Source organism: Acidovorax sp., assembly GCF_022763525.1.
GTDB lineage: Bacteria > Pseudomonadota > Gammaproteobacteria > Burkholderiales > Burkholderiaceae_C > Acidovorax.
The window spans coordinates 1-12559 of record NZ_JALEGG010000142.1 but is presented as its reverse complement, the minus strand read 5'-3'; the positions used below and the strand labels follow the sequence as shown (position 1 = coordinate 12559).

Sequence of the window (12559 nt, the reverse complement as noted above, 5' to 3'; positions counted from 1 at the left end):
TTCTGCCGTGCCCAGTGCCGCGATTGCAGGAGGTCCAGCCGCACGGTGCCCCCCGTGGATGGCGCGTGCACAAAGCGTCCTTCCCCCACGTAGATGCCCGCGTGGTTGGGCCGGGAGCCTGTGCCGAACACCACCAGATCGCCCGCTCGCAGTTCCTGGCCATCAATGGGGTAGCCCCAGGTGTCCAGCTGCGCCACCGTGCGTGGCGGCGGCGTGCCCACCTGGTTGCGGTACACGTAGCCGATGAGCCCGCTGCAATCGAAGCCCGAATCCGGCGTGTTGCCGCCGTAACGGTAGGGCGTGCCCACCAGACCGAGTGCATGGATGGCAATGTCATGCGCCTGCTCGGCCGTGAGGGGCGGCGTGGTGCGCACGGGGGCGACCGGCACGGAACGGGAAGGTGGGCGGGAGGTGCCGCAGCCGGCGAGGGCCAGCAGGGCGGCGATGCAGGTGGCGAAAGCCAGGCTGTGAAAGGCGCGCATGGGCTCTAGGGTAATGGAGTTGTTGCGCTTCCGAAACGGTTCCCCGTGGCACCAAGCGGCTTTTGTGGCCTCCGTGTCTCGCAGGGTCGTTCGATGTTGTGTGACTCTGTCGTCACCCTCGCGCACTCCCGTGCACCATCGGCACGAAGGCGATGCCATGGGTCTGCACCAAAGGCCCGGTGGCAATGAATCCCATCCGCTCGTAAAAGCCCCTGGCAAAGGGCGTGGCGTTGACTGTCATGCGCGTGCCCTGGGGCGCTTGCGATAACGCATGCAGCCACAGTTGCCGCGCCCAACCCCGCCGCTGGAAGGGCTCGGCGACGAACAGATGAAAAAGATGGATGCCGTCGCGCACCACGATCACGCCCACCAGATCGTCGTGATCGCCTTCCACTGCAACCCAGGTGGTGAATGCCGCGGTAGCCAAACGGGCGGCGACCGCGGCGGGCTGCAGGGACTGAAGGAAGTCTTCCGCTCCCCTGCCCGCCGGATCCAGCGTGAAGAAATGCGCCACCGACAGAATGAGCTCACTGATCGCAGGTGCATCCTCGGAGATTGCTGGTCGAATGTGCATGGACAGGCAAGGCAGGGAAGATGGCCGTGTGATCTCAGGCGAAGGTGCTGTTGGCTTGCTGCCGTGCCGGGCGCCGCGCTACCAGCCGGTTCGCCACGCTCATGATGGCCTGCACCGACGCCGTCACGATGTTGTGGCTGGAGCCCGCGCCGAATGTGGAGCCGGCCACGCCTTCCATGGCCGCTTCCACGATCGCCAGCGCCTGGGCGTTGGCGCCCGTGCCGGTGGCGCGCTCTTCGTAGTGGTCCACGCGCAGCGGCAGGCCGAGCGCATCCACCGTGGCGGCAATCGGGCCGTTGCCCTGGCCGCGCAAGGTTTGGCGCGCACCATCGATGGTCACGTCGAGCTCAATGCCTTGGCCATCTTCATCGAGCCGGTGGCTGTGGCACACGATGGCCGCCTGCGCCGGGGCGCGCAGGTAGGTGGCCTGGAACAGTTCCCACAGCGCATCGCCGGTCATTTCGCCCTCGCTCGCGTCCGTCTGGCGCTGCACCACGGCACTGAACTCCACCTGCATGCGGCGCGGCATCACCACGCCGTGTTCGCGCTCCAGCAAGAAGGCAATGCCGCCCTTGCCCGACTGGCTGTTCACGCGGATCACGCTGTCGTAGGTGCGGCCGAGGTCGGCCGGGTCGATGGGCAAGTACGGCACTTCCCACAGCGCGTTCGGGTCCTGCGCGGCAAAGCCCTTCTTGATCGCATCCTGGTGCGAACCCGAGAACGCGGTGAACACCAGGTCGCCCGCATAGGGGTGGCGCGGGTGCACGGGCAGGGCCGTGCATTCCTCGGCAATGCGCGCAACCGACGTGATGTCCGAAAAGTCGAGGTTCGGGTGCACGCCCTGCGTGTACATGTTGAGCGCCAGGGTCACGATGTCCACGTTGCCGCAGCGCTCCCCGTTGCCGAAGAGGCAGCCTTCCACACGGTCGGCGCCGGCCATCATCGCGAGTTCTGCTGCGGCCACGCCGGTGCCGCGGTCGTTGTGCGGGTGCACCGAGAGCACGATGTGCTCGCGCGGGCTGAGGTGCCGGTCCATCCACTCGATCTGGTCGGCGAACACGTTGGGCGTGGCGTTCTCCACCGTGGTGGGCAGGTTGATGATGATGGGGCGGCCGGGGCCCGCGTTCCATGTGGCAATCGCGGTCTGGCAGGCTTTGAGCGACACGCTGAGCTCGGTGGCGCTGAAAGTCTCGGGCGAGTACTGCAAGGTCCACTGCGTTTCTGGCTGTGTGTCGGTGAGTTGCTTGAGGTAGCCCACGTGGTGCGCGATGAGCTGCATCACCTGCGTCACGTTCATGCCGAACACGATGCGCCGCCACGCGGGTGCGGTGGCGTTGTACAGGTGCACGATGGCGCGCGGCGCGCCTTTCACGGCCTCCACGGTGCGCGCAATCAGGTCTTCACGCGACTGCGTCATGACCATGATGGTCACGTCATCGGGAATCAGGTTTTCGTCGATGAGGCGGCGCACGAAGTCGAAATCCGTCTGCGACGCGGCCGGGAAGCCGACCTCGATCTCCTTGAAGCCGATGCGCACCAGCTCGTGGAAGAGCTTCATCTTGCGCTCGCCGTTCATTGGTTCGAACAGCGCCTGGTTGCCGTCGCGCAGGTCGGTGGAGAGCCACACGGGCGCGCGGGTGATGTTGCGGGTGGGCCATTGGCGGTCTGGCAAGGCGACCGGGGCGATGGGCTGGTATTTGGTAGCGGGCTTGGCAATCATGAGAGGCTCCACGAACGGTGTGTGCGGTGCGCCGACAAGAAATGGCGCGGTGCACGGGTCAATCGAAATCGAAACGAATGACATCCCCTGCAGCCCTTTGCGTGTGCAAAGGCTGGTTCGCGGGCCGGGGTCAGGGGGAGATCAGGTGCCGCGCTGAGCGAGTCAGGCAACGAGGGTGGCGAACGCAGGCAGACCCCGGCCAGGCACTAGGCCTAGCGATAGGGTGGATAGGAGCATGCTGCGTTGCATAGGTGGGTAAAGATAGCACAGGCTCGCTGCACTGCGCAAGAATTCAAATGAAAATCGGCTCCAGCGCCCATAAAACAAGCGCAGGCAGCTATGAAAATAGTAGTAAAAATCGGGAAGAGCCGCTGGTAGGATCACGTCTTTCGCGCCGCCCTTCCACCTTGCTTCGTTCAGGAGACCATCCATGCCCTACATGCTGCTCATCATGGAACCTCACGGCCAGCGGGCCGAACGGGGGCTGGCCGGGGGCCAGGAAGCCTATGCGCGCATGCTGCGGTTTGGCGATGGCCTCAAGGCCCGCGGCCTGTTGCTGGCCACTGAATCACTCGCCTCCACCGAGCAGGCCGTGCGCCTGCAGGTGCGTGAAGGTCAGGCCCGCATGGTCGACGGGCCGTTTGCCGAAACCAAGGAAATGGTGGGTGGCTTCTTCCTGCTGGACTGCGCCACGCGCGAAGAGGCCCTGGCCATTGCCCGCGAATGCCCGGCGGCCGAATGGGCCACCGTCGAGGTGCGCGAGGTGGCGCCCTGCTACCACGGCGCGGCCTGAGAGCCTGCTCACGATCTGCCAGGAGCCGCGCTGGCCGCTGGCTGTCAAACCCGCGGCGCGCCCTGCAGCAGCGCCTGCAGCTGGGCATCGGGCATGGGGCGCGCAAACAGATAGCCCTGCAGCACGTCGCACCCCTGGCGCACCAGGTAGTCGGCCTGCTCGGGGGTCTCCACCCCTTCGGCCGTGATCTGCAGCCCCAGGCCATGCGCCAGCGCCACGATGGCCGTGACGATCGTGCGGCTGTGTTCCTGGCCAGGCAGGTCCTTGATGAAGCTGCGGTCGATCTTGAGCCGGCGCACGGGCAGCTGGCGCAGGTAGCCCAGCGATGAGTAGCCGGTGCCGAAGTCGTCGATGGCCAGGTGGATGCCCAGCTGGCTCAGCCGATGCAGCGTGTGGGCGCCCGCCTCCACGTTTTCCATCAGCACGGTTTCGGTGAGTTCGATCTCCAGCTGCTGCGCGGGCAGGCCCTCCTCGCGCAGGATGTCCATCGCGCGTTCCAGGAACTGCGGGTCCCCCAGCTGCCGGGCTGACACGTTCACCGAAACCCGGATCGGCCCGCCCGCCTGCCAGCGCGCCGCGTCGCGGCATGCGGTGCGCATCACCCAGTAGCCCAGTGGCGCGATGAGGCCGCACTCCTCGGCCACCATCACCGCCTCCAGCGGCGAGACGTGGCCCAGCTCCGGGTGCGACCAGCGCAGGAGGGCCTCCGCGCCCACCACGCTGTGGTCTTTGGTGGAAAACAGGGGCTGGTAGTGCAGCGCCAGCCCCTCGCCCTGCTGCAGCGCCGCCCGCAGCGCATGCTCGATGGCCTGGCGGCGCATGACCGCCTGGTTCATCGATGCCTCGAACCGTACGCAGCGGTTCTTGCCCAGTTCCTTGGCGCGGTACATCGCGGTGTCCGCATTGCTCAGCAGGCTGTCCATGTCGGCGGCATCGCCCGGAAAGGTGGCGATCCCTGCGCTGCAAGTCAGCATGAGCTGCTGACCCACCTCGACGAAAGGGTTGCGGAAGGTGGCGACGATCCGATGTCCATACGAGTTCAGCCCGACCTCGTCCATGTCCAGCCGCAGGATCACGGCGAACTCGTCGCCGCCCAGGCGCGAGATCGCGTCGGTCCCGCGCACCACCGACTGCAGCCGCCGCGCCACTTGGCGCAGCAATCCGTCCCCGGCCGCGTGCCCGAAGGTGTCGTTGAGCGTCTTGAAGTTGTCCAGGTCGATGTAGACCAGGGCCACGCGCGTGCCCTGGGTCTGGGCCCGCGCGATCTCGGCGGCCAGGCGTTCGTTGAAGGCGTGGCGGTTGCCGGCGCCGGTGACGGCATCCGTGTGCGCGAGCGCGTGGAGGCGATGCTCCGCATGTCGCACGGCCGCCCGGCTGCGCAGCACCATCGCCACGGCCATGGCCATCGTGCAGCCCGCAATCAGCAGCGCGCTGGCGAAGCGGATGGCCAGCCGTGCATACACTGCGCTCATCGATTTGCGCACATACAGCGTCCCGGCCGGCGCACCGGCGATGCCCACCGGCTGCGCGATCTCGAGCACCTGCAGGCCTGCGCGTTCAAGCGCGCCGCCCATGCCGGTTTTCGCGAACGTGGGAGGATGGGGCTGCCCAGGATCACGCCCGTAGTGCGCCAGCAGCTGGCCCTGCAGGTCGTACACGTCCGCGCTCAGCATCATGGGCGACGATTTGAGCGCGCCGAGCATCTCGGTGGTGGTGCGGGCATCGCCGAACATCGTGGCCGCGGCGATGTTGTCTGCCACGATGGCGGCTTCCACGCGGCTGTCCTGCAGCATGGTCTGGCGTGCGCTCCAGTAGTCCAGTCCGGTCAGCGCCAGCACCACCGTGAGCAGCGCCAGGCCCGCCGCCCAGATTCCCGTCACCACCAGCCGGGATGAGAGCGCCGTCTGGCCTTGCGGCTCGCCGCCCAGGGGCGGGGCTGCATCTGCCGCGTGCGTCGGGGTCATCTTCATCGTCTACTTCTTTGTCTTCGTCATCGAGAGGGGGCTGTCAGCGCGTGACCTTGGCCAGCCGCAGCAGCCGCGAGCTGATGCTCAGCCCGGCGCGCGCGGCGGCATCGGCGCTGATGCCGAACACGATGCGCCCTTCCTGCTGGGAGAGCGCGATCACGATCTCGGGGTCGACAAAGGTGAGTTCGTCCGTGATCGTCAGGATGCCGTGGCCCGGCGGCAGCGTGCGCAGCAGCCGCAGCGCAGCCACCACGTCCGAGCTGTAGAGAACGACCACCCGGCAGGGGCGCAAATCGGTTATCTCCAGCAGTTTCACGCGCACCGTGGCCCCTTTCGAGGTCTGTTTACCCTCCAGCGCGGTGAGGGGCCGCTTCAAGGGGCTGAACGGCGACACGCACACCGTCATCTCATGGCGTGTGCCCGACTCGCCGCCAGGCCACTCGATGAACTGGATGAAGTTGTAAATGTAGGCCGCCTTGAGGTCCACCTCCTCCATCGTGGTGGCCCGCGCCGGCGCGGACAGGAAGATGGACATTGCGCACAGCGCCCACAGGCCAAGGCTTAGCGGGCGGAGCAGGCGCAGTGGCTGGGACATGGCGGGCTGCTCAGAACGCGTAGGTGAGCTTGACGCGGTACGTTCGCCCATCCTGCGGGATGGCGTCCTCCCGGATCTCGTACGACGCCGGGTCTGCGTAGCGGTGATTGAACAGGTTGTACACGCCCACCGAAACATCGACGGCAGCGAAGCGCTTGCTGTAGACGAGGTTGGTGAGGATGTAGCCTGGCAGGCGCGCATGGGCGCGCGTGCTGCGTGCGCCCACGCCCACCGCTTCCACGGCATAGTGGCCCGGCTTGCCCACGTCGAGCGAGCCCAGTGCCAGGACATCCGACCATTGCACCTTCAGCAGCTGGCGTGGCGAATTGGTGAGCGGCTGGGGGCTGGCCGCATCGCGCGCCCGCTGCCACCCGTAGGCAACGCGCAGGCGCGCGCCGCGCTGCCAGCGCTGCTCCACCTCGGCCTCGATGCCGTGCACCTGAACACCCTGGGCGTTGCTGAACACGAGCCGCTCGGGCACCCCGGCGTCGCCCAGTGACACCAGGCCCGAGACCTTCGAGCGGAACGCCGTGAGCAGCATGCGTGTACCGCCGGCCGGAGCGTGCTCGATGGCCAGCTCGGTGGTGCGCACTTTTTCGGACCGCAAGGCGGTGGTGGTGGTGACAATGCCGCCGGGCAGGTCGACCAGGTAGTCGCGCTCGTACGCATTGGGCGGACGGTAGGCCGTGCCGTGCAGCAGCTTGACAGCGGTAGACGCGTCCCACCAGTACACCAGCCCGAGCCGGGGGTTGAAGCTGCCGGCGCTGCCAGACTGGCGGCCCCAGCGTACGCCCGTGTGCAGCGTGAGCGTGGGGGCCAGCGCAAACTCGTCTTGCACATACAAACCGACGGCGCTGCCATGGCGGCGGCTGTCCAGGTATTGCGCGGGCGGTTCCACGTCGAAATTGAGCTGCTGGATGCGCGTGTCGCGCCGGTACTCCACGCCCCACGCCAGCTTGTGGCGCGCGATGGCCGTGCTGACCCACTGCAGGTCCGCGCCCCACCACTGACCCACGCCGATGTCGCGGTTGACCGTGATCGGCGGGTAGTCGTACACATAGTCGCCGTCGAACCGGTAGCGCCCCGCGTGCAGCCGCCCCGTGAACGCGAGCGTGGGCTGCAGCTGGCGCGTCACTTCGGCCCCCACCCGGGTGGTGGTGTCGATCAAGCGGGAACGGGGGTCGTTGAAAGCCTGGGAGAACGCAGCTGTGGGCGTGCCTTTGGTGCGCTCGCCATGCGCCAGCGTCAGTGCCAGGCCATCGTTGCGCATGCGGGCAAACAACTGGGTGCTGCGGTCGAAGTCCAGGCGCTGTGCCACGCCATGGTGGGTCTCGGGCGCGTCAAAGGCCGCGTAGTACTGATCGGCCCCCCGCCGGTTGGACCGCGTCAGCGAGAACAGCCAGTCGCCCCCGTGGGCATCCACCGTGCCCACCGAGAAGCGTCCTTTGCTGCTGCCGTGGCTGCCGGCCTCCACGCTCACGTGCGGGCCGGGCATCTGGCGGCCCTCGCGGGTGATCACGTTGAGCACGCCGAAGAAGGCATTGGCCCCGTAGACGGCCGAGCCGGGCCCGGGCACGAACTCCACGCGGTCGATCAGGTCCAGGTCCAGCGGAAAGTCCGTGCCGATGGATGCCTGGTCATACAGGTTGTCGTTGAAGCGCACGCCGTTGACCAGCAGCAGCACGCGCGTGTTGTAGTCGCCCGGCGTGGCAAAGCCGCGGTTGCCGAGGTAGTGATAGGACCGGTCGTACGACACATACAAGCCCCGCATGCCGGCCAGAACCTCCGCCAGCGTGCGGTAGCCGAAAAGCAGGATGTCTTCCGCCGTCACCACACTCACCATGGCTGGGGCTTCCAGCGCGGTTTGCGTATAGCGGCTCGCCGTGGTCACCTCGATCTGCATGAGCTGCTCCAGTGGCAGCTGGTCGATATCGGCCTGCGCGCTCGCGTGTGCGGCCCCGGCGCACAGCAACGCCACGGCAGTGCGCTGGACCCACGGCGTCGGGGTAAGGAAGGCTCGGTTCATGGTGTGCGCCAGGGGAGCGCGGGGTGCGGGCAGCACCACGCCTGCAATAAAAGTTTACAAAGTGTATCAACTGCAGACAGGCTTGCGACCCCCTTGAAGGGTTTGACCTGTTGTAACAGTTGGGGGGTGGGGGTGTGGCGCGCGCCCCGCAGGATCCGCTGGACGAATCGGAATCGGGCGGAAAGTGGGCGATGCGGATCAGGAGGAGCTTCCAGGCGACAAGCACAGCAAAGCAATCGCCATAGCTATGGCGAGCACTGGCTTGCGGGGCAGACCGCCTGCGCCTGCAGATACCCACGGCGCGGTGATTCGTGCAGGATCCTTAGCCTAGGCTGGGGCGGCCCAGCACGCTGCTCACTGTGTGCCGAACCCACGTGCGCAGGGGATGCGGTGTGGCCAGGACGCACACGGCCGCTACCCCGGCCATGAGGGCCAGCCAGGGTCCCCGCGCGGCTGCCGCCGGCCGTGCGGCGTCGCTCGCGGACTGTCGGGACGTCGCCTCATCCTCGGCATGTGAATGTGCATGGGCTGGCACTGCCGGGGGCGGCGCCATCGGGCCAGCGGGTGCCGGCGGTGCGAGCATGCCTTGCACGGCAGACGCCGCCAGCCACACCTCCCACCACGCCTCGCCGTCCCTGGCGCCTGCTTGCGGGTACAGAGTCAGCCACAGCGCCTGCGGCCCGCTGCGGTCTTCCGGCCCTGCCGGTGACTGGGCCAGCGGTTGGCTCAAGGGCACCTGCCAGCCTAGCGCCGCGTTGCCGCCGGGTGGTGGGGCAGCAGCACCCGGTGGTGCGGAGACGGGGGGGCCATAGCGCGCGCTCAGGCGTTGCGCCAAGGCCGCGTGTGCGTCCTTCACCACACCTTCCAGATGCGCAGCCAGGAACGCATACGGTCCGCTGTGCGATTCGCTCAGGCCGGCGTACACGACCCTGCGGAGGGTGCGCGCGCCTGGATCCGGATCGGAGTCCGCGCCAGGGGCCAAGTCGGCGGCGGGCTCGGCTTCACGAAGGCCGCGTGCGCAGGCATGGCAGCGGGCCTCTGCCTCCACCAGCAGGCGGTGCGCCAATGGCACGATGCCGTCGAGCGTTTGCAAACCCTCCAGGTGGTCGGTGAGCGGGCTGTGGAAAAAGGGCCTGGGAGGCCAGCAGTTGGCTTGCACGCCACTGCGCCACAGCAGGGTGCCGTCCGCATCCAGCAACGCCACCTGCTGGCCGTCATAGTGCGCACGCCAGACCACGGCCCCGTCGCCATTGACGTAGGCCGTCTGGCCATCGCGCGTAATGAAAGGCACCAGCGGCGTATCCGGCTGCGGGGCCACCAGCCAGCCATCGCCATCGGTCAGCGGCTCCAGCAACTGGGCTGGCGCGGGCACCCATCGTCCGTCGGGATGCAAGATGCCCCATGCGGGCAGCGCGGGCACCGGCCCTCCGCCACCGGGGTGCCCAGGCTGGGCCGCCGTGCGCACCACGGCAAAGCCCCGCTCCGATGAAAAGTCGGTGCCAAAACTCAGCGCCGGGGCGGGCAGCGGCATGCCATCCGCGCACAGGAACCCCCGGCCGTGCGGCTGGTGGGCCACGACCCCGCAGGCCATCTGCCGCGACAGGTGACGGCCGCTCCGGATCACCACCTGCCCTTGCACGTCGAGGTAGCCGTAGCCCTCATCCCACGCGTTGTGCTCTGCAAAGAAGGCCAGCCCGTCGGCGTTGAATTCGTCCAGCGCCGCATAGTGCGGCGCCAGCACCCAGCGGCCTGCGGCGTCGATCAGGCCGTGGTGGTTGCCGTCCAGCGAAGCGGCCGTGGACGGCCACTCGCCAAATGGCCGCGCACTGCGAAACCGCGGCGCGATGACCCACTGGCCCGCCGTGTCCACAAATCCGTGAAGCGGTGCGCTGCCGGTCTCCGTGCGTGGCGTGGCGCGTGCCAGGCCGTTCGCGCCGAATGCGCCCAATTCGCGGAAATCCTCGCTGCTCCGCGTGGTCTCATGGCGGTCGATGATGCGCCAGGCCTCCTTGCCCACCTGCACCGCACACACGCCATGGCGGAAGGGCTGCGCGTTGTCGTACGTGGGTGCGATGGCGACCCGCCCGGCCAGGTCCAGAAAGCCCCATCGTCCGTCTTGGCAGAAACGGGCCAGCCCGTCGGTGGAAAAGCTGTATGCCTTTTGCAGGATGGGCGGCACGCGCCAGCGGCCTTCGCTGTCGATGTAGCCCCACCGCCCCTGCACGGCGCGCGCAGCCGCAATCCACCCGCCCTGTCCATCGGCATGAAAGCGCAACACCTGGGCCAGCCCCTCGGGCGGCACGGCTGCGCGGCCCTGGTGGACGATGACCAGCGCCGCATCCTGGTAGCCCGGCTCCAGGGGAAGGCTCGCAAGCCAGGGGGCTTGCAGGTCGGATTCGTCAGGGCGGTCGCTGTGCATCGTGAAAAAGGATCTGTCCCGGGGCATGCTAGCGAGGGGTCGTCCTGGACCGCGTAACCATTTGAACGGTGTTGGGAAATGCCCAACGCCCGTTTCTTCTCCGCACAAACCCTGATTTTTGGATCACCGTGTCGATCTGGCCGCGGCCCGTTCGTCGTGCGAGTGAAGGCCCCGAAATCCACCCTTGCACCACCCACCGAAAGGAAGTCCCATGCGATTCATGATCATTGTGAAAGCCACCGCTGAATCCGAGCGGGGCGACATGCCCACGGAACCCTTGATGGCCGCCATGGCGCGCTACCACGAGGAGCTGGCCCAGGCCGGCGTGCTGCTTGATGGCAGCGGCCTGCAGCCCAGCGCGAAGGGCTGGCGCGTGCGCTACAGCGCCACAGGCCGCACCGTGACGGATGGCCCGTTCGCCGAAACCAAGGAGCTTATTGCTGGCTACACCCTGATCCAGGTGCGCAGCCGCGACGAAGCCCTCGAGTGGACGCGCCGATTCCCCAACCCGCGCGGCGAGGGGCTCGATGCCGAGATCGAAGTGCGCCAGCTCTTCGAGATGGAAGACTTCGCCGACGTGCCGGGCGTCGAGAACTTCCGCGACCTCGAAGCCTTGCGCGGCTGAGAACCCTTTGCCAGATCGCCGATACCGTTTACCTTTGCACTTCGCTTTCAGGAGTTCCCCATGCACCAGCAGATTTTCGTCAACCTGCCCATCGAGAACATGGCCCGCTCGCAGGCCTTCTTCAACGCCCTGGGCTACCGCTTCAACCCCGAGTTCACCAACGACCAGGGTGCCTGCCTGGTGGTGGGCGACAACCTCTTCGTGATGCTGCTGGTCAAGGACTTCTACCAGACCTTCACCAGCAAGGCGATTGCCGATGCGCGGACCACGTCCGAGGTGCTGGTGTGCCTGTCCTGCCAGAGCCGCGAGGAAGTGGACGCGCTGGTGGACAAGGCCGCCGCTGCCGGCGCCACCACGCCGCGCCCGGCGCAGGACCTGGGCTTCATGTATTCGCGCAGCTTTGACGACCTGGATGGCCACACGTGGGAGTTTGTCCACATGGTGGATGCCAGCAAGGCACTCGGCTGAACCCCGTGGACCCAGCCACCCCAGCTCCCGGCGACGACACCCTGCACCGCACCATCGCCTCGGTGTGGCGCATTGAGGCCGCGCGCATCATTGCCAGTGTGGCGCGCATGACGCGCGACGTGGGCCGCGCCGAAGAGCTGGCGCAGGACGCGCTAGTGGCTGCGCTGGAGCACTGGCCTGCCACCGGCCTGCCTGCCAACCCGGCCGCGTGGCTCATGACCACTGCCAAGCGGCGCGCGATCGACCACCTGCGCCAGCAGGCGGTACATGCGCGCGAGCACGAGGCGCTGGGCCAGGACCTCGAAGCCCTGCAAGCCCAGTACGCGCCCGATGTGCTCGAAACGCTCCTGCGCGCCGAGCAGGACGACATCGGTGACGACATGCTGCGCCTGATCTTCACCGCCTGCCATCCCGTGCTGTCCACCGAAGCCCGCGTGGCGCTCACCCTGCGGCTGCTCGGCGGCCTCACCACGGGCGAGATCGCACGCGCCTTCCTGGTGCCCGAGCCCACGGTGGCCCAGCGCATCGTGCGTGCCAAGCGCAGCCTGTCGGCCGCACACGTTCCCTTCGAGGTCCCGGCCGGCGCAGACCGGGCACAGCGCCTGGCCTCCGTGCTCGAGGTGATCTACCTCATCTTCAATGAGGGCTATGCCGCGACAGCGGGCGACGACTGGATGCGCCCCGCGCTGTGCGGGGAAGCCCAGCGGCTGGCGCGCGTACTGGCCCGGCTGGTGCCGGATGAGCCCGAGGTGCAGGGCCTGGTGGCGTTGCTGGAGATCCAGGCATCGCGCCTGCCCGCCCGCACCGATGCCCAGGGCCGCCCCGTGCTGTTGATGGACCAGGACCGCGCGCGGTGGGACCGCCTGCTGGTGCGCCGGGGCCTGGCCGCG

At 67.8% G+C, this 12559-nt stretch carries 11 protein-coding genes; 4 read left to right on the top strand and 7 right to left on the bottom strand.

Annotation, left to right across the window (positions count from 1 at the left end; genetic code table 11):
* From MRY84_RS10950 to leuA, 3 genes are all read right to left on the bottom strand, one after another.
* Positions 1-482: C40 family peptidase (locus MRY84_RS10950; protein WP_291505764.1), on the bottom strand; the 482-nt coding region annotated here is incomplete at its 3' end.
* A gap of 112 nt (positions 483-594) precedes the next feature.
* The gene (locus MRY84_RS10945) at positions 595-1056 is read right to left on the bottom strand and encodes a GNAT family N-acetyltransferase (RefSeq protein WP_291505763.1); all 462 of its coding nucleotides are present in this window, start codon (positions 1054-1056) and stop codon (positions 595-597) included.
* 34 nt (positions 1057-1090) lie between these two features.
* Positions 1091-2776: a 2-isopropylmalate synthase gene (gene leuA, locus MRY84_RS10940; protein WP_291505762.1), complete on the bottom strand. Its 1686-nt coding sequence runs from the start codon at positions 2774-2776 to the stop codon at positions 1091-1093.
* Positions 2777-3206: 430 nt separating this feature from the next.
* Between leuA and MRY84_RS10935 the strand changes: the two genes are divergently transcribed.
* Positions 3207-3569, top strand: a complete 363-nt coding sequence (locus MRY84_RS10935; protein WP_291505761.1) for a YciI family protein — start codon at positions 3207-3209, stop codon at positions 3567-3569.
* A gap of 44 nt (positions 3570-3613) precedes the next feature.
* Here the strand turns inward: MRY84_RS10935 and MRY84_RS10930 are convergent, their stop codons facing one another.
* The 4 genes from MRY84_RS10930 to MRY84_RS10915 all read right to left on the bottom strand — a co-directional run bounded on the left by MRY84_RS10930 (position 3614) and on the right by MRY84_RS10915 (position 10576).
* On the bottom strand, positions 3614-5539 hold the full coding sequence (locus tag MRY84_RS10930) for an EAL domain-containing protein (protein ID WP_291505760.1): 1926 nt from the start codon (positions 5537-5539) through the stop codon (positions 3614-3616).
* A 37-nt stretch (positions 5540-5576) separates the two neighbouring features.
* Entirely contained in the window at positions 5577-6131 is a 555-nt protein-coding gene (locus tag MRY84_RS10925) for a YfiR family protein (RefSeq protein WP_291505759.1), read from the bottom strand.
* A gap of 10 nt (positions 6132-6141) precedes the next feature.
* Positions 6142-8157, bottom strand: a complete 2016-nt coding sequence (locus MRY84_RS10920; protein ID WP_291505758.1) for a TonB-dependent receptor — start codon at positions 8155-8157, stop codon at positions 6142-6144.
* A gap of 322 nt (positions 8158-8479) precedes the next feature.
* Entirely contained in the window at positions 8480-10576 is a 2097-nt protein-coding gene (locus MRY84_RS10915) for a WG repeat-containing protein (protein ID WP_291505757.1), read from the bottom strand.
* Between the two features lie 211 nt (positions 10577-10787).
* Between MRY84_RS10915 and MRY84_RS10910 the strand changes: the two genes are divergently transcribed.
* The 3 genes from MRY84_RS10910 to MRY84_RS10900 all read left to right on the top strand — a co-directional run.
* Positions 10788-11201 (top strand): YciI family protein, encoded by a 414-nt coding sequence (locus MRY84_RS10910; protein ID WP_291505756.1) that lies wholly within the window; start codon positions 10788-10790, stop codon positions 11199-11201.
* 60 nt (positions 11202-11261) lie between these two features.
* Positions 11262-11669, top strand: a complete 408-nt coding sequence (locus MRY84_RS10905) for a VOC family protein (RefSeq protein ID WP_291505755.1) — start codon at positions 11262-11264, stop codon at positions 11667-11669.
* Between the two features lie 5 nt (positions 11670-11674).
* A partial coding sequence (locus MRY84_RS10900) for a sigma-70 family RNA polymerase sigma factor (protein ID WP_291505754.1) occupies positions 11675-12559 on the top strand: 885 nt, incomplete at its 3' end.